This is a genomic window from Priestia koreensis, from assembly GCF_001274935.1.
Taxonomy (GTDB): Bacteria; Bacillota; Bacilli; order Bacillales; family Bacillaceae_H; genus Bacillus_AG; species Bacillus_AG koreensis.
On record NZ_LILC01000015.1, the window covers coordinates 1 to 24,332 of the forward strand.

A 24,332-nucleotide genomic window follows, 5' to 3' on the forward strand; every position below is an offset into this window, starting at 1 on the left:
TGACGTTTTGCTTGTTTTGTTCAGTTTTCAAAGAACTCTTGTCCCAAAAGCGACCTCTTTAATATATCACTTTCGAACTTTTATGTCAACCACTTTTTTAAGTTTTCGTTCCGACTTATGTATGTGTTTTGCTGACTTTTAATATAATATCAGATATTCTTTCTTAGTTCAATAGAAAACCAAAAAAAATAAAAAAGAATAAACCATCTTCAATATAAAAAAGGGACACGTATCTTTTATAGATCTGTGTCCCCTTGTTTTTACTCTTCAGTATCTACTACTTCTGCTTCTATTGCTGTTTCTTCATCTGTAATGTCATCCGAATCTTCTTCTGAAACTTCTACTTTCGCTACAGTCGAAACAAATTCTTCATCTCCAAGGCGAATCAATTTTACACCTTGCGTATTTCGTCCCATTTGAGAAACATCTTTAGTGGCAACACGTATTAAAACCCCGCTCACCGTGATCAACATAATGTCTTCTTCTTCAGTTACCGTTTTAAGTGAAACGATCTTACCGTTCTTCTCTGTAACGTTACATGTTCGAAGACCTTTCCCACCACGAGACTGAATTCTATATTCGGATGTTTTCGTACGTTTCCCATATCCATTTCTTGTTACGATGAGAATGTCAGATTCATCGTCGGAAATTTCCATCCCTACGACTTCATCATCATCTGCAAGCGTAATTCCTTTTACTCCGGTTGCAGTACGTCCCATTGACCGAACATCATCTTCAGGGAAACGAATTAGCATTCCGTTTTGAGTACCAATGAGAATCTCTTTTTTACCGTCTGTCAGCTTAACAGAGATCAGCTCATCTTCTTCTCTCAATCCTAGAGCAATCAATCCACTTGTACGGATATTTTCAAAAGAAGAAAGAGGCGTACGTTTTGAAACGCCCTGTTTTGTTGTGAAGAACAGATAAGCGTCATCGACGAATTGCTCAACTGGAATAATCGCATTTACCCATTCGTCTTTATCCACCTCAAGTAAATTAATAATTGGAAGACCCTTAGCTGTACGACTAAACTCAGGAATTTCATAACCTTTTGTACGATAAACCTTACCTTTGTTTGTAAAGTACAGGATCGTATCATGTGTAGAAGTGGTTAAGAGCTGCTCAACAAAGTCATTCTCATGCATGTTCATTCCCTGTATTCCTCTACCGCCACGCTTTTGACTTCGATAGGTAGAAACAGGAAGACGCTTAATATATCCATTGTGTGTTAGTGTGATAACAATATCCTGGCGAGGAATTAAGTCCTCATCCTCAATCGTTTCTAGTCCACCTAGTACAATTTCAGTACGTCGCTCATCATTGTAGCGTTCTTTAATATCCATTAATTCTTCGCGGATGATTTCAAGTACCTTTTCCTCATCAGCTAAAATCGCCTTTAGTTCTTGAATTAAAGCAACAAGAGCCTGATACTCTTCTTCAATTTTTTCACGTTCTAAACCTGTCAAACGTTGCAAACGCATATCAAGGATTGCTTGGGCCTGTTTTTCACTTAATGAGAAGTTCTCCATTAAACCTTGTTTTGCAATTTCTCCTGTTTGAGATCTTCTGATTAAGGCTATTACTTCATCGAGATGGTCAAGGGCAATCTTCAAACCTTCTAAGATATGAGCTCTTGCTTCAGCTTTTCGCAATTCAAATTGAGTACGGCGACGAATAATGACTACTTGATGCTCAAGATAATAATGTAAGCATTCCTTCAAGTTCAGCACTTTAGGCTGCCCTTCAACTAATGCTAGTGTATTAATACCAAAGCTTGTTTGAAGAGCTGTTTGCTTATATAAATTGTTCAGTAGAACATTTGCATTTGCATCACGACGAACTTCAATGACGATACGTAGACCTTCTCGGTCAGATTCATCACGTAAGTCTGTAATTCCATCAATCTTTTTATCACGCACTAATTCAGCGATCTTCTCAATCAATCTTGCTTTATTCACTTGATATGGAAGCTCGGAAACGAGAATGGTTTCTCTTCCATTTGGTTTTTCTTCAATTGTTACTTTCGCACGAACTGTAATCGAACCCTTACCCGTTTCATACGCTCGACGAATTCCACTACGTCCTAAAATTTGTCCACCTGTGGGGAAATCAGGTCCTGGGATAATATCCATTAATTCAGGAATCGTAATATCTGGATTTTTACTTAACTCTAAAACACCATCGATAACTTCACCTAGTTGATGAGGAGGAATGTTAGTCGCCATCCCTACTGCAATCCCAGATGATCCGTTCACTAGAAGGTTCGGGAAACGAGAAGGAAGAACAACTGGTTCACGTTCTGAACCATCATAGTTATCTTGGTAGTCAATCGTATCCTTGTTAATGTCACGCAAGAGCTCCATAGAGATTTTGGACATTCTAGATTCGGTATAACGCATAGCCGCAGCTCCGTCACCGTCGATAGAACCAAAGTTTCCGTGCCCATCTACAAGCATATAGCGATAACTAAAATCCTGCGCCATCCTAACCATTGTTTCATAAACGGATGAGTCACCATGTGGATGGTACTTACCGATTACTTCACCAACGATACGTGCTGACTTTTTATGTGCTTTATCTGATGTCATCCCTAGATCATTCATTGCATACAAAATACGGCGATGAACAGGCTTTAATCCATCACGAGCATCAGGCAAGGCACGTGAAACGATTACACTCATCGCATAATCTAAGAATGATGTTCTCATTTCTTTACTAATATTAATCTCTTTTACATTTGAAACTGGCTTATCTGACATACATCAGAACCTCCTTTAAAAAGCTCGTTCATAAAATACAGCCGTTCAATAAGTAAAGACAGGATAGAGTTTCTTCTATCCTGTGATGACTTACTTTGTTTAATGATGAATATTTCCATAAACGAACTTAGATATCTAGGTTTTTAACGTATTTAGCGTTTTCTTCAATGAAGTTTCTACGCGGTTCTACCTTATCACCCATTAAGATCTCAAACGTTTCGTCCGCTTCAATCGCATCTTTTAAGCTCACTTGAAGCAATGTACGATTTGTTGGGTCCATTGTTGTTTCCCAAAGTTGGTCGGGATTCATTTCTCCTAGACCTTTGTAACGTTGAAGAGAAGGTTTCGGTGTAGCTGGCAAGGTAGCTAATACTTCTTCTAGCTGTTTATCATTGTACGCATATTCAACACGTTTACCTTGAGAGACCTTATACAAAGGTGGCTGCGCAATGTAGATATAACCATGCTCAATGATTTGTCTCATATAACGATAGAAGAATGTCAATAGCAGCGTACGAATATGCGCACCATCAACATCAGCATCTGTCATAATGACAAGCTTATGGTAACGAGCTTTCGTAATATCAAAGTCTCCACCAATTCCCGTTCCTAAAGCCGTGATGATGGAGCGAACTTCGTTATTAGATAAAATTTTATCAAGGCGAGCTTTTTCCACGTTGATAATTTTTCCACGCAACGGCAGAATAGCTTGGAAATGGCGATCACGACCTTGCTTCGCTGATCCACCCGCTGAATCTCCCTCTACTACGTATAGTTCACTAATAGAAGGATCTTTTGATGCACAATCCGCTAGTTTCCCAGGAAGGCTAGAGATTTCTAAAGCACTTTTACGTCGAGTAAGTTCACGTGCTTTTTTCGCTGCTAGACGGGCTCTAGAGGCCATTGTTCCCTTATCCACTACTTTGCGAGCAACGTTCGGATTTTCAAGTAAAAATCGCTCTAAGTGGTCAGAAAATAGCGAGTCAGTGATTGTACGTGCTTCACTATTTCCTAACTTCGTTTTCGTTTGTCCCTCAAACTGTGGATCAGGATGCTTAATTGAGACAATTGCCGTTAAACCTTCTCGAACATCTTCACCAGTTAGGTTTGCGTCACTATCTTTAAAAAGATTATTCTTTCGAGCATAATCATTAATAACGCGTGTTAAAGCCGTTTTAAATCCAGATTCATGTGTACCGCCCTCGTAAGTATGGATGTTGTTAGCGAAAGAATAGATGTTGCTAATATATCCTTCGTTATATTGCATCGCTACCTCGATTGAGATTCCATCTTTTTCTCCACCGATATAGATAGGCTCTTCATGAATAGGTTCTTTTGAGCGATTTAAATGCTCAACATAGGACTTGATTCCACCCTCATAGTGATAAGCTTTATGCTTTTCAGGCTCTTCGCGTTTATCCGTAATTGTAATCTTGATATTACGGTTTAAGAACGCTAACTCACGAATTCGATTTGCGAGCGTGTCATAGTCATACTCTAACGTCTCTTTAAAGATTTCTGGGTCTGGCTTGAAGTGTGTGATTGTACCAGTCTTATCTGTATCACCAATCACCTTTAGATCTTCATTTGGAACGCCACGTGTATATTTTTGATAATGGATTTTTCCATCACGGTGAACAAATACTTCTAGAAATTCCGACAGGGCATTAACAACTGAAGCCCCTACGCCATGGAGACCACCAGAAACTTTATAGCCTCCTCCACCGAACTTACCGCCGGCATGAAGCACTGTCATAATAACTTCAACAGCTGGGCGTTTCATTTTTTCGTGCATACCTACGGGAATTCCACGACCATCATCAGTGACAGTGATGCTATTGTCCTTTTCGATGGTTACTCCAATTTCTGAACAATGACCAGCTAAAGCTTCGTCAATACTGTTATCTACAATTTCCCATACCAAATGGTGAAGACCTTTTCCGCTCGTAGATCCAATATACATACCTGGACGTTTACGTACCGCTTCTAAGCCCTCTAATACCTGTATTTGATCTGCATCATATGATTGTTGTACTTCTTTCTGTTCCATTGGCAACTGTCTCTCACCTACACTTTTTATTACATACTCTACAAGTAGAGCTGTTAGATGTTTTTAAAAAATATATTTGAATGAATCTTTCCTTACCTACCATTTTCTAGCGAACTCATAATGATTGTTACAAGGATAGAAAGTGGTGCAAAAAACTATTTAATACGCTGAATCTCTCCAGCTGTTACCTCATAGGTAGCAGCACGTTCTAATGTTTCATGATGAATACCATCAATGCTTGTGGTCGTAACAAAAGTTTGAACTTTACCTTGAATGGTATTGAGTAAGTGTGATTGTCGATAATCATCTAGTTCTGACAGAACATCATCCAATAAAAGAATGGGATATTCCCCTACCTCCGAGTAAATAAGCTCAATTTCCGCTAATTTCAATGACAAAGCGGTTGTACGCTGTTGACCTTGAGAGCCAAAGGTTTGAACGTCTTTATCGTTTACGTAGAAAATCAAATCATCTCGATGTGGACCAGCGAGTGTAACTCCCCGATCGATTTCTCTTGATTGAATCTGTTCAAACTTTTTTGCATATTCTTCTATCATTTTCGACAAGTCTTCTTTGTCTGATACATCTATTGAGTTTTTATACGTAATTTTTAACGTTTCTTTTCCACGACTTATGCCATCATGGATCGGTTCTGCCCATTTTTGTAGCAAGTCTAAAAACTCAAATCGTTTCTTTAGAACACGAGCAGCAACTTCACATAGCTGTTCTGTCATAATTTCTAAAAACGTTATATCAGATGTTTTTTTCGTTTGGAGTTGTTTTAAATACTGATTGCGTTGCTGAAGAATTTTTTGATAACGACTTAAGTCATACATATATACAGGAGAAACCTGACCAATCTCCATATCAATGAATCGTCTTCGAACTTGGGGACTACCCTTAACGAGATTTAGATCTTCTGGGGCAAACATGACCGTATTCAAAGCCCCAATATACTGACTAAGCTTTTGTTGCTCAATATGGTTATATTTTGCCTTTTTCCCTTTGGTTGAGATGATTAATTCTAGTTGGGTTGGTCCGTTTTGCTTTTCAATCTGACCTGTAATTTTTGCGAACTCTTGATCCCATTGAATAAGTTCTTTGTCATTTGATGCACGATGTGATTTGGCCATAGACAGCACAAAAATCGATTCCATGACATTTGTTTTTCCTTGAGCATTTTCCCCAAGGATCACATTCACTTTATTTTCAAAAGAAACAGTTGTTCGATTATAATTCCGGTAATTTACCAGAGATAGTTCTTTAATATACAAAAGGGATCACCAACTTTAAGAAATCACCACAAACTTCCCTACATCAGGAATGTCTATTATATCTTGATCTTTTAATTTACGACCTCGTCTATTTTCAGGTTCTTGGTTCACGTATACTTCATATTCTTGAAGAAACCATTTAGCCATGCCACCCGTTTGGATCACATCCGCTAATTTTAAAAACTGACCTAGTGTAATTACTTCTGTTGAGATGCGAACTTCCTTCATCGAATACCTCTCACTTTCAAATTGTGTATCTTATATATTGTACTAAATAAAACGAAAAGAGAAAAGGACAAGGGCACGTAATCTACGTATGCACCCTTGTAAGCCCTCTTTTTAGGCAGAAAATCGCTCCTTTTCAAACCTCAGCTGAAGACCAAGAATTACAGAAAAAGAGCGATTATATAAAAATTAATGGTTCAATCGATTAGATTAGTAAGTACGTACTGGTAAGATCAATTGTAACATAGAATCATCTTCTGGTGTACGAATAATAAAAGGTCTCATTGCACCAGTGAAACTAACTTTAATTTCAGTTCCTTCTAAGGCTTTTAGTGCATCAAGCATATATTTTGCACTGAACGAGATTTTTAGATCTTCTCCATCAATTGATTGGCTTTGCACCTCTTCGATTACCTTACCAATTTCGGGTGAGTTAGATGAGATCTCAACAACCCCTTCCTCAAGTGTTGAAAGCTTCACCACATTGTTGCGCCCTTCTTTTGCTAATAAAGACGCTCGATCAATTGCTTGTAAAAACTCCTTCACATTTAACGTCATATCTGTTTTACTTTCAGATGGAATTAAACGAGACGTATCAGGATAGTTTCCGTCAAGTAGTCTAGAGAAGAATAAGATATGCTTCGTTTTGAATAAAACCTGATTGTTTGTGATAACAATATCTACTAGGTCATGAGAATCATCTAAGATTTTGCTGAATTCACTTAAGCTTTTACCTGGAATCACCACGTTGTAAGACGAATCAGCATCAATTTCTACTGGAGCCTTACGCAGCGCAAGTCGATGGCTATCTGTTGCAATACATGTAAGAATTTTATCTTCTACCTTCCAGTTTACACCTGTCAATATAGGTCGTGTTTCTGAGGTGGACACCGCAAAGACAGTTTGGCGGATCATGTTTTTTAGAAGGTCCGTTGAAATTTTAAATGCATTCTCCTCTTCAATCTGTGGAAGATGAGGATATTCTTCAGCATCTAATCCATTCAAGTTAAATTCAGCCTTACCTGATCGAATAACCGTCGAAAAATGAGGTTGAACTTCAATTTCAACAGACTCCTTTGGTAATTTACGTACAATTTCACTAAAAAATCTTGCCGGCAGCACAATACTTCCAGAATGATGAATGTCGACAATCTCTTTTCCATCCTCTTCTACTGGGATGAATGATTCGATAGATATATCTGAATCGCTTCCCGTTAGAGTTACGCCTTCATCCGTTGCTACAATTTTGATCCCTGTTAAGATTGGAATCGTTGTTCGAGAAGATACAGCTTTCATAACATCTTGAACACTTTGCACTAATGCATCTTTCGCGATAATAAACTTCATAATGGAAATCCTCCTATGGACTAAATGGTTTTAGGAATACTTTTATTATTATTTTAAAAGAGTAGTAGTAGTCGTAGGGGCTGTGAGTATGTGGATAACTATACTGCAGCCCAATAATTACAGTCTATCCACATGTGGATAGACTGTGCATAATACTATATGAATTATTCACATGTTACAAGAGATAAGTGGATTAACGTAAAATATCTTTGATCTCTTGGATTTGGTTTTTTAACTGATTATCTGTTCCTAAAAGTGTAGAGATCTTTTCGTGAGCGTGAATGACCGTTGTGTGATCACGGCCGCCAAATTCTTCGCCAATCTTCGGTAGTGAAAAATCCGTCAGCTCTCGAGATAGATACATAGCAATTTGTCTTGGGAAAGCTACAGATTTTGTACGCTTTTTGGCTTTAAAATCCTCTAACTTAATATTAAATTGTTGCCCTACTACCCGCTGAATATCTTGAATTGTAATCATTTTAGGCTTAGAGCTTGGAATGATGTCTTTTAGCGCCTCTGCTGCTAAGTCAGCATTAATATCCTTGTTTACTAGAGATGAATAGGCAACAACGCGAATTAAAGCCCCTTCTAGCTCACGAATATTCGAGTCAATTTGATTCGCGATGTACAGCATCACTTCATTTGGGATGACTAAACCATCTGCTTTTGCTTTTTTACGCAGAATCGCAATACGTGTTTCTAAATCCGGTGGCGTAATGTCTGTAATTAACCCCCACTCAAATCGTGAACGCAGGCGATCCTCTAACGTAGGAATTTCTTTCGGTGGGCGATCACTTGAAATAACGATCTGCTTGCTTTCTTCATGCAGCGTATTAAACGTATGGAAAAACTCTTCTTGCGTTTGTTCTTTTCCAGCTAAAAATTGAATATCATCTATCAGTAAGACATCAACACTGCGATATTTGTTACGGAATTCAACTGCTTTATTATCACGAATTGAATTAATGAATTCATTGGTAAATTTTTCAGAAGATAAATACACCACTTTTGCGTTCGGATTATGATCTAGCACATAATGACCAATCGCGTGCATTAAGTGAGTTTTCCCCAACCCAACTCCCCCGTAAATAAATAAAGGGTTATAGGCCTTAGCAGGCGCCTCTGCAACGGCAAGAGATGCTGCGTGGGCAAAACGGTTTCCAGAGCCAATAACAAACGTGTCGAACGTATATTTAGGATTCAGCATACTTTGAGGAAATTCGCTCGTCTCATCCGACTTTTGAACTTTTTTTCTTGGAGCATTAAGATCAAAGTCCTCTTCTGATTGATTTTGGGGAATGATAAATTTTACGGCTAATTCTTCCCCTGTTAAATCATAAAGAGTTTCAGCAATTAAATCTGAGTATCGTGATTCGAGCCAGTCGCGGGCAAAGTCGTTAGGAGCTGTAATGATTAGGGTGTCTCCTTGCAGTGCATGGGCCTTTGTTGATTTTAACCATGTTTCAAAGCTAGGTTTGCTTAATTTTTTCTCTATTTCAGTCAGCGCTTTGGTCCATAAATCATGGATATTTTCCAAAACAATCCCCCTCCCTTACGTGTGAAAATTCATTGTACAACCTTTGTACAGTACTATATGCAACGGAATGCATAAGAAAATCATAAATATACATTTTAGACATTGTGGATAAATATATAATATAGAAGAAAAGTGACTTTTAGACATAATCCACAAGAAGTGGACAAAAAGATACACACATGGTGAATAAAATTTCCACAAGTTATCCACAACTGTGGATATTTCAACCAGTAGAATTTGCTTATTAAGAGTGAAAACAAAAATATAATATCAAAGAAAACCAATAGTTGCAATGGATTTTCGAAACTTATCCACAATCACTACAGGTTGTGGAAATAATTTGTCCACAGCACTATATAATGTGTACCCCTTGTCGATAAATCTGGAGATAAGAAAAAAATGTCGAAAAAACTTATCCACAAAGGGAAAATAGGGAGCGTTGAATAAAAAGAGATAATTTTATGAAGAGGGAAAGAATGGGGTAAACAACTAGATAATATTTGTGTATACTATGAAGGTGATGAAGACAGATACGTAAAAAAATGATAAGATAGGTAGTATTGAAAAAATTGAATGTCTATATCTGTTGCTTAAGGTGTATGCTTAAGAAGAAGATCTGGAGATAGATTTGATTCAGCGCAGGCCAAAACGTGATTTTCAGGATACAAAAAGCAGCTAAACCTGATTTGTTAAATGAAACCGTTCATTATGAAAAGAGATAAAATAGAGATAAAAATCGTCTTTTTTTATTATAAAGTTGACAGAATGGGAGACATGTCACTATAATTATTAAGACTGTCTTTTTCAGATATTCCTCGAGGAGGTGTAGATAAATGAAAAGAACTTACCAACCAAATAAACGTAAGCGTAGTAAAGTACACGGTTTCCGTAGCCGCATGAGCTCTGCTAATGGACGTAAAGTGTTAGCACGCCGTCGTCGTAAAGGAAGAAAAGTATTGTCAGCATAATGGCCACTGAACTGTCAGTGGTCTTTTTTTCTCTTTGTACACTTTAACCTGGTTTAAACCAGGTTAAAGTTGCAGAAAATGTGAGAAGAACGGAATGGTACAGGAGCTGTTAAAACAATGAGGAAAAGTTATCGAATCAAAGAAAATAAAGATTTTCAGCATGTTTTTAAAAAGGGGACGTCCGTTGCGAACCGTCAATTTGTGGTATACGCTATCGAAAAACCGGATCAGCCTCATTTTCGTATTGGCTTGTCAGTTGGGAAAAAAATCGGCAACGCTGTGGTACGGAATAGAGTAAAAAGATTAATTCGCCAGGTTTTCTTTGAGTTATCAAGTTCTCTAGAGCAAAATAGGGATTATGTAATTATTGCAAGGTATCCAACGGCAGAAATGACATATGAAGAAGTGAGCAAAAGCTTGCAGCATGTGCTGAGAAGATCTAAAGTGTTGAAAAAGTAATGAAGGTATTTTGTTTGTTAAAATGAAGGATGAGGGGATACGAAGGAATAGTTAAAAGTGGACAGGACCGTTTTTAAAAGGGTTTTGCACCTAAAACGACGTGTTCTATCTCGCCTTTTACATAATTAAGTGATTGATGTAGAGCCCTTACTTACAGCGAAGAGGCTTGGATCGGTGCTCATAATCTCCTCTATCCACAATTTTACGTTCCTCTTTTCAAAATTACTACTAATTTGAATTCCTCTAATGAAAAAACAACTAGATTTCAATTTATTTCTACATAATGTCCTTTCATACGTTGTTTTTCTCCTCTTATTGTTCGTATACTTAATAATAGACTATAACGTTTTAATAATCAGAAAACTCTTAAAAGGAGGAGTTTGATTTGGAGACTACAATGTTCACTGGACGTACAGTCGAAGAAGCGACTCAAAATGGTCTTAAGCAGTTGGGTCTTAACGAAGATCAAGTTATTTTATCTGTAATTGATGAAGGAAAAAGAGGTTTTTTAGGCGTTTTTAATAAAAAACCGGCAGTTATTGAAATGAAACGCAAAATTGATTCTGCGCAGGAAGCTGAAGAATATCTCCAACGTGTCATTACGGAGATGGGAATTACAGCAGATATTACAAAAAAAGCACAAGGTCGAGACATTGAATTTATTATTAATAGTACAGATGCCTCTATGCTGATTGGTAAAAGAGGTGGAACGGTGAACGCACTGGAGCTTCTTACTCAGCTAGTAGCAAATCGTTTTTCTACTCATTATATAAATATTAAATTAAATCCAGAGGGCTACCGTGAAAAAAGGAAGCAATCATTGGAAGTTTTAGCTGGGAAACTTGCTGCGAAGGCACTGAAATCGCAATCGAAAGTCGAACTTGAGCCTATGAACTCCGCCGAGCGAAAAATTTTACATCAAGCGCTCGTTCGGAATAAGTCTATTCGAACTTATTCTGTAGGAACAGAACCGAATCGTCACTTAGTCATTGAACCGCTCCAAGTGAAGCGCAGAAAATCATAAAATAGACAATTTCTCAAACGCTCAGCTTTTACTGAGCGTTTTTTATTTTGAAATAATAGTTCTCTTCGAAGAAGATTAGTAAGAATTGTTATTCACATGTGGATAAGTTAAAATAAAAGGTACGCATTTTATAGAAATGTGAATAACTTAATCCGTTTGTTCAAAAAATACCTATTTTTTTCAAGAATGGTTTGTGCTATGCTTTAAATTTGGTTAACACCTTTTGTGTTAAAACGTTGCATCTTTAAGATGTTTTTATAAATAAAGATAGGTAAGAGAAAAAAAGAGAGGTGAAAGAATGATGTTAGAGCTTGATACAATTGCAGCTATCTCCACACCGATGGGGGAAGGAGCTATTGCTATTGTACGTTTAAGTGGGGAAGAAGCAATCGCTATTGCTGATCGTATTTTTAAAAGTCCCTCTGGTAAGACGCTCTCTACCGTCGCTTCTCATACAATTAATTACGGAAATATCATTGATCCTAAAACCAACGATGTGGTAGAGGAAGTCATGGTTTCTGTTATGAGAGGCCCAAAAACATTTACTCGTGAAGATATTATTGAAATTAATTGCCACGGTGGACTTGTTTCCGTTAATCGTGTCTTGCAATTAATTCTTACCAATGGTGCTAGACTTGCAGAACCAGGTGAATTTACAAAGCGTGCTTTTTTAAATGGGCGTATCGACTTGTCACAAGCTGAAGCGGTCATGGATTTAATTCGTGCCAAAACAGATCGTGCGATGAACGTTGCCATTAAGCAAATGGAGGGGCGATTATCAAACCTGATTCGCCGTCTGCGACAAGAAATTCTTGAAACGCTTGCTCACGTAGAGGTAAACATCGATTATCCAGAATACGATGACGTAGAAGAAATGACTCATCGAATGTTAATTGAAAAGGCCTCAAATGTGCGTAGCGAGATTCAAACGCTGTTGCAAACGTCCCAGCAAGGGAAAATTTTGCGTGAAGGACTGGCTACGGTTATCGTGGGAAGACCAAACGTTGGGAAATCTTCATTGTTAAATAGCTTAGTTCAAGATACGAAGGCTATTGTAACAGATATTCCAGGAACAACAAGAGATGTTATTGAAGAATACGTAAATGTGCGCGGGGTACCGTTGCGTTTAGTAGACACAGCGGGAATTCGTGAAACAGAAGATATTGTCGAGCGTATTGGAGTCGAGCGTTCGCGTCAATACTTAAAAGAGGCAGATCTCATTTTACTTGTTTTAAATTACCATGACGAACTTACACATGAGGACGAGCAGTTATTTGAAGCTGTCCGTGGTATGGACTATATCGTCATTGTGAATAAAACGGATCTTACGAAGAAAATTGATTTAGATAAAGTGTACGAATTAGCATCAGGACATCCAGTAGTCACAACTGCTTTAGTACAAGAGCAAGGTGTCGATCAATTAGAAGAGGCGATTTCGAGCCTGTTCTTTGAAGGGAACATTGAGGCACAGGATCTAACATATGTATCAAATTCTCGTCATATCGGTCTACTATCGCAGGCAGAGCAGGCGATTGAGGAAGCGATTGTTGGGATTGAGAGCGGTATTCCAATTGATATTGTTCAAATTGATTTAACACGTACGTGGGAAATTCTCGGAGAAGTTATTGGAGAGTCTGTACATGAAAGCTTGATCGATCAGTTGTTCTCACAATTTTGCTTAGGAAAATAAACGGTTTTTATATTAAGGGAGGTAAAGTTGAACATGCAATATGAAGCTGGTTCATATGATGTAATCGTCATTGGAGCTGGACATGCCGGAGTTGAAGCAGCGCTTGCTTCTGCTCGCATGGGCGCCAAAACCCTTACACTCACAATTAATTTAGACATGGTCGCATTTATGCCTTGTAACCCTTCTGTAGGTGGACCTGCAAAAGGGATCGTCGTACGTGAAATTGACGCACTAGGTGGAGAAATGGGCCGTAACATTGATAAAACACACATTCAAATGAGAATGTTGAACACAGGTAAAGGTCCTGCGGTTCGTGCATTACGTGCACAAGCAGATAAGTTTGCTTATCAGCATGAAATGAAGAAGACGATGGAAAACGAAGAAAATTTAACGCTAATGCAAGGAATGGTTGAGCGCTTAATTATTGAGGACGGCGTTTGTACAGGTGTGGTCACTCAAACAGGAGCAGTATTTAAAGCGAAGACTGTCGTTATTACAACGGGTACCTTCCTGCGCGGAGAGATTATTTTAGGAGAACTAAAATATTCAAGTGGTCCAAATAACCAACAACCGTCAGTACGCCTATCCGAGCATCTAGAAGAGCTAGGATTTGACTTGGTTCGTTTTAAAACAGGAACGCCACCACGTGTTGACAGTAGTACTATTGATTATAGTAAAACAGAAATTCAGCCTGGTGACGATGTTCCACGTGCGTTCTCATACGAAACAACGAAGTACATTACTGATCAGCTTCCCTGCTGGTTGACATATACAAATGAAACAACTCACCAATTGATCGATAATAGCTTGCACCTATCTCCGATGTACTCAGGAATGATCAAAGGAACAGGTCCACGCTATTGCCCATCTATTGAAGACAAAGTTGTTCGTTTCAACGATAAGCCGCGTCATCAAATTTTCTTAGAACCAGAAGGACGTAATACACAAGAGGTTTACGTTCAGGGGTTATCTACAAGCTTACCTGAAAGCGTTCAGCGCGACATTTTATCCACAATTCCTGGATTGGAAAATGTCCAAATGATGCGTCCGGGATATGCTATTGAGTATGATGCCATTGTTCCAACACAGTTATGGCCAACGCTTGAAACAAAAGTTATTAAAAATCTATACACTGCTGGTCAAATTAATGGAACATCTGGTTATGAAGAGGCAGCTGGTCAAGGTATCGTAGCCGGTATCAATGCAGGTCGTCGTTCTCTCGATAAAGAAGAAATGATTTTAGGTCGTTCTGATGCCTATATTGGAGTGCTAATCGATGATCTTGTCACAAAGGGAACAAACGAGCCATACCGCTTGCTAACTTCTCGTGCGGAATATCGCTTATTACTTCGCCATGACAACGCAGATTTACGTCTAACAGAAATCGGATACGACTTAGGTCTTATTTCTGATGAGCGTTATGACAAGTTCCAAAGTAAAAAAGCAGCGATTGAGGCTGAAAAAGAGCGCTTAGCAGGCATTATCATCAAGCCGACTTCAGAGGTTCAAGAAATCATTAAAGATGCGGGTGGAAGCGAATTGAAGGACGGTATTCGTGCGTCGGATCTGTTGAAACGTCCTGAAATGAATTATTCACACATTGCCCATATTATTCCTGTGGATGGTGAGATTGATTCGGACGTTGCGGAACAAGTTGAAATTCAAACAAAATACGAAGGCTACATTCAAAAGTCGCTGCAACAAGTAGAGCGTTTGAAAAAGCTAGAAGATAAAAGAATCCCTGATCAAATCGATTACGATGCAATTAATGGACTTGCTTCCGAAGCGCGTCAAAAATTAAAGCAAGTTCGTCCTTTAACAGTCGCTCAGGCTTCACGTATCTCAGGTGTAAACCCGGCGGATATCTCGATTTTACTTGTATATATCGAGCAAGGGAAAATTGCTAAAGTATCAAATGAGTAAATCATAGGTATAGAAAGGGAAGAGATATGAACCAAGAACAATTTCAACAGCTGTTAGAAGAGAAGGGTATTTCCCTCTCTTCTCATCAGCTTCAACAATTTAAAAAATACTTTGAAATTTTAGTAGAATGGAACGAAAAAATGAATTTGACGGCGATTACGGACGAAGAAGGCGTGTACGAAAAACACTTTTTTGACTCTGTAACGGCTGCCTTTTCCTACGATTTTCAAAATGTCAAAACAGTTTGCGATGTAGGGGCAGGAGCAGGATTTCCTAGTATTCCACTAAAAATTTGCTTCCCTCATCTTCACGTTACCATCGTGGATTCTTTGAATAAGCGAATCACATTCCTGAATCACCTCGTAACTGAATTAGGTTTAAGTGATGTTACGCTCTGTCATGATCGTGCCGAGACATTTGGGCGCAAAGAGGGAATTCGTGAGGCGTTTGACGTCGTCACAGCTCGTGCAGTAGCACGTATTTCCGTTTTAAGTGAATTTTGCTTACCTCTTGTAAAAGAAAATGGTCAGTTTGTTGCCATGAAGGGAGCATCAGCTCTAGAAGAATTGGAAATTGGTCAAAAAGCAATCACGACTTTAGGTGGAAAGGTAGAGCGCGTGGAACATTTAACTCTTCCAATGGAGAAAAGTGATCGTTACATCGCTGTTATTAACAAGATAAAGAAAACACCTAAAAAATATCCTCGAAAACCAGGTACACCAATCAAGGCTCCACTCGAATAGTTAGCTATTGTTTTGCTTCATTTAACGATTTTTTTGTCGTGGGAGAAGAAGAAAAGGACGTATAGCCTCTTCTTCCCTCACGAAATTTTATCAATTAAAAGCAGGAGATCAATATGACATATCGAACTTATTTATGGTGGGATTTTCCTGAAGGTGGTGTAGAACTGTGAAATCTGCTTTTTCACGTTTTTTTAATTTAAAAGATCGAACGGATGATATAGAGCATCATGATCGAGAAATCGAACCAGAAGGTAAGGAACAAGAAATTAGGGATGAAGTAAAAGAGATCGCGGTAAAGAGTATTACTCCAAACCGTTATCAGCCTCGTAATGTATTTAACGAGGATAAAATTCACGAACTGGCTCTTACAATCCGTACCCATGGTATCATTCAGCCGATCGTGGTTCGTCCTATTTCAGACGACGAGTATGAATTAATTGCTGGAGAACGTAGATGGCGCGCAGTCCAAACACTAGGCTGGGAGCATATACCTGCGATCATTCGAACATTTAATGATGCAGAAACAGCTTCTGTCGCCCTGATCGAAAATCTTCAGCGAGAAGAACTCACTTCAATTGAAGAAGCACTAGCTTATGCTAAATTACTCGAGTTACATAATTTAACTCAGGAAGCGCTTGCTCAGCGTCTTGGTAAAGGTCAATCAACCATTGCCAATAAGCTTCGTTTACTCAAATTACCTTCTACAATTCAAGAAGCAATTATGCAAAAGCTTATCACGGAGCGTCATGCTCGTGCGTTGATTCCTTTAAAAGATGTTGAAAGGCAAGAAGCCGTGCTACAAGAAATCTTAGAAAAGAACCTCAACGTAAAACAAACAGAAGATCGAGTAACGAGTTTGATAGAGAAGCCTGTGAAAAAGCCAAAAGCCAAGCGAAAGGCTTTTAGTAAAGATGCGCGCATCGCTATGAATACGATCCGTCAATCATTGACGATGGTCACGGATAGTGGGCTCAGTATTAACTCTGAAGAAGAAGAGTTTGATGAATATTATCAAATTACAATTAAAATTCCAAAGAAATAAACGATAAACTATTCCTCATCGAAATGGATGGGGGTTTTTTATCAAGGAAATAAAAATCTAAATATTCCTTCAATTTTGCAAGAAAAGATTGATGCAAACAAGGGTAGGTGGTCACACCGTGGGGAAAGTTATCGCCGTTGCAAATCAAAAGGGCGGAGTTGGTAAAACGACAACTGCAGTAAATCTAGGAGCTTGTATGGCTCACCAGGGGAAAAAAGTATTAATGGTAGACGCTGATCCTCAAGGAAACGCCACTAGCGGTGTAGGGATTGATAAGGCAGAAGTAGATGCTTGTATCTATAATGTTATTGTGGAAGATGCTGATGCATCAGAAGTGATTTGTACAACAGGCGTCAATTACTTGTCTATTATTCCTGCTACGATTCAGTTAGCCGGAGCGGAAATTGAGTTAGTTTCCACTATTTCAAGAGAAGTTCGATTGAAGAGAGCGCTCGAAAAGGTGCGGAACGATTATGACTATATTATTATTGATTGCCCGCCATCTTTAGGATTATTAACACTCAATGCATTAACAGCTGCTGATTCTGTTCTTATCCCTGTACAGTGCGAGTACTATGCGTTAGAAGGGCTGAGTCAATTATTAAATACTGTACGTTTAGTGCAAAAACATTTAAACTCAGATTTGCGTATTGAAGGAGTTTTACTTACGATGTTGGATGCGCGCACAAATTTGGGGCTACAGGTAACAGAGGAAGTAAAGAAATATTTTCAGGATCATGTCTATCGTACGATTATTCCGAGAAACGTACGCTTGAGTGAAGCGCCGAGTCATGGAGCACCTATTATCTTGTATGATCCAAAGTCACGTGGAGCAAATGTCTACACGGAACTCGCAAAGGAAGTGATATATAGTGGCGAAAGGATTAGGGAAGGGCATTAATGCGTTATTTTCAGGCTTAGATGTAAAAAGCGAAGATACTATTCAAGAGATTAGCGTGACTGATTTAAGGCCTAACCCCTATCAACCAAGAAAGATTTTTCATCCAGAAGCGATTCAGGAATTAAAGGAATCCATCCTGCAGCACGGTATTTTACAGCCAATTATTGCTCGTAAAACGATTAAGGGCTTTGAGATTGTTGTGGGAGAAAGAAGGTTCCGAGCAGCAAAGGAAGCAGGATTATCAACTGTTCCTGTTGTAATGAAAGAGTTCTCTGAAAAGCAAATGATGGAGTTAGCACTTTTAGAAAACTTACAGCGTGAGGATCTCACGCCAATTGAAGAAGCTATGGCATATCAGACGTTAATAGAGCAGCTTCATATGACTCAGGAGCAACTAGCGGCACGACTTGGAAAAAGTCGCCCTCATATTGCTAATCACTTGAGGCTACTTACCCTTCCTGAAGAAATTCAAGATTGGATTTCGCATGGTAAACTCACAATGGGTCATGGCCGAGCGTTGCTATCCATTAAAGATAAAACATTAATTGTTTCTATTGCTGAGAAAGTTCAGAAGGAAAAAATGAGTGTACGAGAACTTGAAGAGTTTGTCTCTTCTCTTAATCAGAGTGTTTCACGTGAAACCAAGAACAAAAAGCCTGAAAAAGATGTATTTATTCGTCAAAGCGAGGCTGTATTGCGTGAAAGCCTTGGTACTTCCGTTTTCATTAAACAAACGAAGAAAAAAGGTAAAATTGAGATTGAATTTTTCTCAAAAGAAGATCTCGATCGTCTTTTAGAGCTACTACGTGTAAGTAGAGAAGAAATGTAAAAATAACCCTTGATCACTAAGATCAAGGGTTATTTGTATTTTGAGAAACGTTTTAAAGGTGAAAAAGGTTGAATGGAATACGTTTGCTGCATCGTAGTACTAGCTTCGATTAAGCTGTCTGCGATAAGATCTGCCATCTTCATCACTAGGCTCAGCCGGGTATTTTGTAAAACAAAAAACTCCATAAATCCACTCACATTTACGATTCCTGTAATATGGATGTCTCCCACAGGTATCAATTCTTTGTTCACGCCTGCTCCGGGTTTTACAGGACCTGTTCCAATACAGACGTTTCCGACACTCTTCATCCGTCCTAAGCAAGCGTCAATACCGACAATAAAAGGATTTTGGTGCATCTGATAAATACGTTGAACCGTTTCTTTTAAATTAATGGCATGTATCGGCTCTTCTAGTGTTCCATAGACATGAAAGGAAGTGAGGCCTTTTTCTTTTAGTTTTGTACCGACTAGTGGTCCTAATGAATCTCCTGTTGATCGATCTGTACCAATACATACAATAACGATATTTCGTTCATACAAGGCAGGAAGCAAACTAACTAAGTTCTGCGATAGGGTTGTAGTGGCATCTAGATCATCATGAAGCACACGAACGCCTAGCTCCTTTTTTCCTACAAAGGAGGATTTTAGATTCATAGGATCCACTCCTTTTAAATAATACTAACAGTATACGAATTTTATGGAAGATCTATACATTAAAAGTGAGAAAATTTAAGAAGGTAGAGATTGACCCTGAGATCGATTGAAAGAGCATGAGCAATCCACTATGTATATGCCCAAAAAAGAATGGAATGAATTTTATGAGAAATGAGTTATTCTAATATTATACGTACAAGTTCTTTTACTCTTACTGCTTGTTATAACCGATTTTCGCATAGTTGAACCTTTTTCATCGAATAACTAAGTAAACGAAAGGTGGACAACCTCTCTTTTTTATCATGCTATTATGAATAACTACAAATTATGCATAAATCTTGTTAAAATAAGCTCTATAATTAAAAAATATTGAAAAGTAGGTCAGAATGATGTTGCTACTTAGTCTAGGAGTCATGGAGTCCTTACAGAAGAAATTTTTAAATGAAGCTCTTTGGTCGAAAATAGGAGAAGGAGCTTTAAAGATTTTACTGATTATCATTTTAGCCAGTGTTTGTATTAAAGTCGGAAAGAGTGCCCTTCAGAAAATCTTTGAAATGAGAAGCAAAAGCCCTTTGCGTATTTCTGAACGGAGAGAGACGACTCTTATTCGGCTACTTCACAATGTTTTGTCGTACATCGTATATTTTGTTGCTCTCATGATGATCTTAGAAGCGCTTGGTATTAAGGTGCAAGCTCTACTTGCTGGTGCGGGAATTGTCGGATTAGCGGTCGGATTTGGTGCCCAAAACTTAGTGCGCGATATCATCACTGGATTTTTTATTATCTTTGAGGATCAATTCTCAGTAGGAGATTACGTTCGTATCACGAATTTTGAAGGAACGGTCGAAGAAATTGGTTTACGCACAACAAAGATTAAAAGTTGGACAGGAGAATTACATATATTACCAAATGGGAATATTAACGAAGTCACTAACTTTTCGCTCCATAATAGCACCGCTTTTGTTGATGTAAATATCTCCTATGACGAAGATATCGAACGTGCTGAACAAATTATTAAAGACTTACTTGTAGAGTTACCAGACAAATATGAAGATATGGTGAAACCTCCAGAACTTTTAGGTATTCAAAGCTTTGGTCCGTCGGAAGTAGTCATGCGTGTCGTAAGTGAAGTTAAACCAATGCGTCATTTTTATATGGCAAGGGAAATTCGGAAAGAAATTAAAATGCGTCTTGATGAGCATGGAATTGAAATTCCAATTCCGCGTATGGCTATGTATAACAAACCAGGCCAAGAGCAGTATGCCCCTAACGTAAAAGATAATGGCTAGATAGAGGATTGAAAGGGAGATCATGATGATTGAAAAAGAATTCGGTATAAAAGATGTAGTGGAAATGAAAAAGGCGCATCCTTGTGGAGTAAATCGCTGGCAAATTATTCGAATGGGAATGGACATTCGAATTAAGTGTGAAGGTTGTGGACATAGCGTAATGATTCCACGCCGAGAATTTGCGAGAAAAATGAAAAAGGTGTTAGTTAAGCATGAGGAATAACCTCATGCATTTTTTTTTGCTTTCACTTATACTAAATTAAAATGAATAATCCATGTGATATATAGTTGAGGTGAGCATAGTGAAAAAAGAGGTTATATCGTCTTGTCCTTTGAACTGCTGGGACAGCTGTGGTTTTCATGTAACAGTTGAAAATAATAAAGTAATAAAAGTGGACGGGGATGCCAACCATCCCATCACGCAGGGGAAAATTTGCGGAAGGGGAAGGGCGTTAGAAACACGTGCGAATTCTTCTGATCGTCTTCTTCATCCATTGAAAAAAATCAACGGCCAATTTGTGCAAATTTCTTGGGAGCAAGCACTGGCGGAAATTGCAGAAAAGATGGCGGATATTAAAAAGAAATATGGTAGTCAAGCTGTCCTGCACAGCCATGATTATGCAAATAACGGCCTGCTCAAAAATTTAGATCAACGCTTTTTTAACAGCTATGGTGGCGTGACAGAACTGACAGGTAGTATTTGCTGGGGAGCGGGCATTGAGGCGCAGGTATGGGACTTTGGGGATTCCTACAGCCATTCTCCGCACGATATTTATCACAGTAAGCACGTTGTCATCTGGGGTCGGAATGTTGCGAGAACGAACATGCACCTCTTTCAACACCTTCAAGAAGCGAAAAAGCACGGAATCCATCTAACGGTCATTGATCCTATCTATAATGCGACAGCGAAGATTGCCCACGATTATATTTCAATTAAACCAGGTATGGATGGTATTTTAGCGATCGGTATTATAAAGGAACTAAGGCGCCTAGGTTTGGAGAATCATCATTTTATCGAGCAGTATTCCATCGGCTATGAAGATCTTGTTGCTCTAGTAGATGAGATTAGTATGGAAGAGATCGTGAACATGACGGAGATTCCACACGACCGAATCACGGGATTAGCAGAGCTCTATGCAGAACGTCCAGTGACTACTTATCTAGGGCTTGGTATGCAACGCTACAAAAATGGTGGAAATACGATTCGTTTAATTGATGCGCTTATTGCAGTGAGTGGTAACATCGGCATTCAAGGTGGGGGAGCGAACTTTGGTAACCTTCAAGTTGGTCAAAGCTTTAACTCAAATGCGTTAACACTACCTGAAAGAAAACAAAAGAAGCGCAGTTTTACCATGATGAAGCAGGCGGAAGGGATATTAGAGGCGGTCGATCCGGAAATTCAAATGATCATGGTGACATGTGGAAATCCCGTTACGCAAGTGCCGAACACGAACCTTGTCGAAAAAGCCTTCTCATCAGTAAATACGCTTGTGGTGATTGATCAGTTTATGACAGATACAGCAGCGCTCGCTGATTATGTTCTTCCGACAACGACTGTATTTGAGGAAACAGACATTTATTATGCATCTATGTATCACGGCTATATGAACTACGGGGAAGCGGCTGTAACGCCTCCAGGTGAAGCAAAGTCCGATCGATGGATTTGGACAGAACTTGCCAAGCGCCTTGGATTTGGAGAGGTGTTTGATTACACAGTCGATGAGTTTTTAGAGATGGGTCTTAGTAAGCTGAAGGATCACGGCATTACGCTCGACAGACTAAAAGAAGAAAAGCACCTTTTACTACCTATTAAAGATGTTCCGTGGTCTACCTACGAATTTAAGACACCGAGTGGTAAGTATGAATTCACTTCAACGTTAGGAGAAAAAAAGGGATACAATGGGAAATTACAGCTATTATTTCCCGAGGAATCTTCCGCTTCTAACATGGAGTTAGCACGTAAGTTTCCTTATCAATTATTATCGATTCATCCGATGCGCTCAAATCATTCACAGCATTACCCTGTTATCAAAGGATTGCAGGAAGTAAAGATTGAAGTATCTCAAGACGTGGCTACTGATGTGGGTCTAGAAGAAGGAGATACGGCACAATTGTTCAATGACCGAGGAACGCTCAAAGGGAAAGTAAAGATCATGAAGATTGCTCATCCAGGAACGATCAATGTAGACGAAGGTCAATGGAAGCGGTTCGGGGGAAGTGTGAATCTACTTACACCGAACGGAGAATCAGATAATGGGTTAGGGAGCACGTTGTACGATTGTTTAGTGGGAATTAAAAAAGTAGAGAGTGTAAGTGTTAATAATTAGGAATTGATTAGGCTTGTTTTTTCAACCTTGACTCACTATAATTGGGAAAGGTTAAATTGTTTACGGTAAACATAGAGGAGTGGAATATATATGGCATTAACAGCTGGAATTGTCGGACTTCCAAACGTCGGAAAGTCAACTTTATTTAATGCAATTACACAAGCGGGGGCTGAATCTGCGAACTATCCGTTCTGTACGATCGATCCGAACGTTGGAATTGTAGAAGTACCAGACGAACGTCTTCAGAAATTAACGGAGCTTGTAAACCCGAAAAAAACGGTCCCTACAGCATTTGAATTTACAGACATTGCGGGAATTGTAAAAGGTGCAAGTAAAGGTGAGGGACTAGGAAACAAATTCTTATCACACATTCGTCAAGTGGATGCGATCTGTCAAGTAGTACGTTGTTTTGCAGATGATAACATTACACACGTATCTGGTAAAGTAGATCCAATCGCTGATATTGAAACGATTAATTTAGAGTTAATTTTAGCTGATTTGGAAACAGTTGATAAGCGCGTTGATCGCGTGGCGAAATTAGCAAAACAAAAAGACAAAGATGCTGTTTATGAGCATGAAGTGCTTGTAAAAGTAAAAGCTGGCTTAGAAGCAGAGCAACCAGCTCGTGCATTAGAGTTTACAGATGAGCAAATGCGCATTGTAAAAGGTCTTCACCTTTTAACAGTGAAGCCAATGCTTTATGTAGCAAACGTTGGAGAAGATGAAGTAGCAGATGCTTCAAACAATCCATATGTACAAAAAGTGCGTGAATACGCTGAAAAAGACAGCTCAGAAGTTATCGTCGTATGTGCGAAGATTGAATCTGAAATTGCTGAGCTTGAAGGCGAAGAAAAAGAAATGTTCCTAGAAGAGTTAGGAATCGAAGAGTCTGGATTAGATCAATTAATTCGTGCTTCTTATCATTTATTAGGTCTAGCAACGTATTTCACAGCAGGTGAGCAAGAAGTGCGCGCATGGACGTTCCGTAAAGGCATGAAGGCTCCACAATGTGCAGGAGTTATTCATACAGATTTCGAACGTGGATTCATTCGTGCAGAAACGGTTGCTTATGACGATCTAGTAACGAGTGGTAGCATGACAGCAGCGAAAGAAGCAGGAAAAGTCCGTCTAGAAGGTAAAGAATATTTAGTAAAAGACGGAGATGTTATGCACTTCCGCTTTAATGTCTAATTCTTACTGTAACTAATATTGATTTCGATATATAGGTGTGATATACTTCTTACTTGTGAGTAATAGTTATATTGCTCCTTGCCCATTAAGGGCCGTTTAGA

The 24,332-nt window shown here is 38.8% G+C and carries 20 protein-coding genes; 13 read left to right on the forward strand and 7 right to left on the reverse strand.

Features of this window, described 5'->3' with window-relative positions; translation table 11 throughout:
• Positions 1 to 260: 260 nt before the first annotated feature.
• The 6 genes from gyrA to dnaA all read right to left on the reverse strand — a co-directional run bounded on the left by gyrA (position 261) and on the right by dnaA (position 9,192).
• A complete protein-coding gene (gyrA, locus tag AMD01_RS12590) occupies positions 261 to 2,759 on the reverse strand; it encodes a DNA gyrase subunit A (RefSeq protein ID WP_053401784.1) in 2,499 nt (832 codons plus the stop codon).
• A gap of 127 nt (positions 2,760 to 2,886) precedes the next feature.
• Entirely contained in the window at positions 2,887 to 4,809 is a 1,923-nt protein-coding gene (gyrB, locus tag AMD01_RS12595; protein ID WP_053401851.1) for a DNA topoisomerase (ATP-hydrolyzing) subunit B, read from the reverse strand.
• Positions 4,810 to 4,964: 155 nt separating this feature from the next.
• Positions 4,965 to 6,083, reverse strand: coding sequence for a DNA replication/repair protein RecF (gene recF, locus AMD01_RS12600; protein ID WP_053401785.1), 1,119 nt, complete (start codon positions 6,081 to 6,083; stop codon positions 4,965 to 4,967).
• 15 nt (positions 6,084 to 6,098) lie between these two features.
• Complete coding sequence (yaaA, locus tag AMD01_RS12605) at positions 6,099 to 6,311, reverse strand: S4 domain-containing protein YaaA (protein WP_053401786.1); 213 nt, start codon at positions 6,309 to 6,311, stop codon at positions 6,099 to 6,101.
• A 207-nt stretch (positions 6,312 to 6,518) separates the two neighbouring features.
• Positions 6,519 to 7,655: a DNA polymerase III subunit beta gene (dnaN, locus tag AMD01_RS12610; RefSeq protein ID WP_053401787.1), complete on the reverse strand. Its 1,137-nt coding sequence runs from the start codon at positions 7,653 to 7,655 to the stop codon at positions 6,519 to 6,521.
• 193 nt (positions 7,656 to 7,848) lie between these two features.
• A complete protein-coding gene (dnaA, locus tag AMD01_RS12615) occupies positions 7,849 to 9,192 on the reverse strand; it encodes a chromosomal replication initiator protein DnaA (RefSeq protein ID WP_053401788.1) in 1,344 nt (447 codons plus the stop codon).
• 833 nt (positions 9,193 to 10,025) lie between these two features.
• Here dnaA and rpmH point away from each other — a divergent pair.
• The 9 genes from rpmH to AMD01_RS12660 all read left to right on the forward strand — a co-directional run bounded on the left by rpmH (position 10,026) and on the right by AMD01_RS12660 (position 18,771).
• A complete protein-coding gene (rpmH, locus tag AMD01_RS12620; protein WP_053401789.1) occupies positions 10,026 to 10,160 on the forward strand; it encodes a 50S ribosomal protein L34 in 135 nt (44 codons plus the stop codon).
• A 117-nt stretch (positions 10,161 to 10,277) separates the two neighbouring features.
• Positions 10,278 to 10,619: a ribonuclease P protein component gene (gene rnpA / locus AMD01_RS12625; RefSeq protein WP_053401790.1), complete on the forward strand. Its 342-nt coding sequence runs from the start codon at positions 10,278 to 10,280 to the stop codon at positions 10,617 to 10,619.
• 397 nt (positions 10,620 to 11,016) lie between these two features.
• Positions 11,017 to 11,643 carry an RNA-binding cell elongation regulator Jag/EloR gene (gene jag, locus AMD01_RS12630; RefSeq protein ID WP_053401852.1) on the forward strand — a complete coding sequence of 209 codons (627 nt, stop codon included), beginning with the start codon at positions 11,017 to 11,019 and terminating at the stop codon, positions 11,641 to 11,643.
• Positions 11,644 to 11,944: 301 nt separating this feature from the next.
• Positions 11,945 to 13,333, forward strand: a complete 1,389-nt coding sequence (gene mnmE / locus AMD01_RS12635) for a tRNA uridine-5-carboxymethylaminomethyl(34) synthesis GTPase MnmE (RefSeq protein ID WP_053401791.1) — start codon at positions 11,945 to 11,947, stop codon at positions 13,331 to 13,333.
• A 33-nt stretch (positions 13,334 to 13,366) separates the two neighbouring features.
• Positions 13,367 to 15,256, forward strand: a complete 1,890-nt coding sequence (gene mnmG / locus AMD01_RS12640; RefSeq protein WP_053401792.1) for a tRNA uridine-5-carboxymethylaminomethyl(34) synthesis enzyme MnmG — start codon at positions 13,367 to 13,369, stop codon at positions 15,254 to 15,256.
• Between the two features lie 26 nt (positions 15,257 to 15,282).
• Positions 15,283 to 15,999 carry a 16S rRNA (guanine(527)-N(7))-methyltransferase RsmG gene (rsmG, locus tag AMD01_RS12645; RefSeq protein WP_053401793.1) on the forward strand — a complete coding sequence of 239 codons (717 nt, stop codon included), beginning with the start codon at positions 15,283 to 15,285 and terminating at the stop codon, positions 15,997 to 15,999.
• Between the two features lie 238 nt (positions 16,000 to 16,237).
• Positions 16,238 to 17,041: a nucleoid occlusion protein gene (noc, locus tag AMD01_RS12650; protein WP_425415138.1), complete on the forward strand. Its 804-nt coding sequence runs from the start codon at positions 16,238 to 16,240 to the stop codon at positions 17,039 to 17,041.
• 118 nt (positions 17,042 to 17,159) lie between these two features.
• Positions 17,160 to 17,942 carry a ParA family protein gene (locus tag AMD01_RS12655; RefSeq protein WP_053401795.1) on the forward strand — a complete coding sequence of 261 codons (783 nt, stop codon included), beginning with the start codon at positions 17,160 to 17,162 and terminating at the stop codon, positions 17,940 to 17,942.
• Positions 17,914 to 18,771 carry a ParB/RepB/Spo0J family partition protein gene (locus AMD01_RS12660; RefSeq protein ID WP_053401796.1) on the forward strand — a complete coding sequence of 286 codons (858 nt, stop codon included), beginning with the start codon at positions 17,914 to 17,916 and terminating at the stop codon, positions 18,769 to 18,771. Before AMD01_RS12655 ends, AMD01_RS12660 begins: the two co-directional genes overlap by 29 nt.
• A 29-nt stretch (positions 18,772 to 18,800) precedes the next feature.
• Here AMD01_RS12660 and yyaC read toward each other — a convergent pair whose 3' ends face one another.
• Positions 18,801 to 19,424, reverse strand: coding sequence for a spore protease YyaC (yyaC, locus tag AMD01_RS12665; RefSeq protein ID WP_053401797.1), 624 nt, complete (start codon positions 19,422 to 19,424; stop codon positions 18,801 to 18,803).
• 413 nt (positions 19,425 to 19,837) lie between these two features.
• Here yyaC and AMD01_RS12670 point away from each other — a divergent pair, with 413 nt between their 5' ends.
• The 4 genes from AMD01_RS12670 to ychF all read left to right on the forward strand — a co-directional run bounded on the left by AMD01_RS12670 (position 19,838) and on the right by ychF (position 24,231).
• A complete protein-coding gene (locus AMD01_RS12670; RefSeq protein ID WP_083446539.1) occupies positions 19,838 to 20,713 on the forward strand; it encodes a mechanosensitive ion channel family protein in 876 nt (291 codons plus the stop codon).
• A gap of 25 nt (positions 20,714 to 20,738) precedes the next feature.
• Entirely contained in the window at positions 20,739 to 20,936 is a 198-nt protein-coding gene (locus AMD01_RS12675) for a DUF951 domain-containing protein (RefSeq protein ID WP_053401799.1), read from the forward strand.
• Between the two features lie 79 nt (positions 20,937 to 21,015).
• Complete coding sequence (locus AMD01_RS12680) at positions 21,016 to 23,040, forward strand: molybdopterin-dependent oxidoreductase (RefSeq protein ID WP_053401800.1); 2,025 nt, start codon at positions 21,016 to 21,018, stop codon at positions 23,038 to 23,040.
• A 90-nt stretch (positions 23,041 to 23,130) separates the two neighbouring features.
• Complete coding sequence (gene ychF / locus AMD01_RS12685; protein WP_053401801.1) at positions 23,131 to 24,231, forward strand: redox-regulated ATPase YchF; 1,101 nt, start codon at positions 23,131 to 23,133, stop codon at positions 24,229 to 24,231.
• The last annotated feature ends 101 nt before the right edge of the window (positions 24,232 to 24,332 follow it).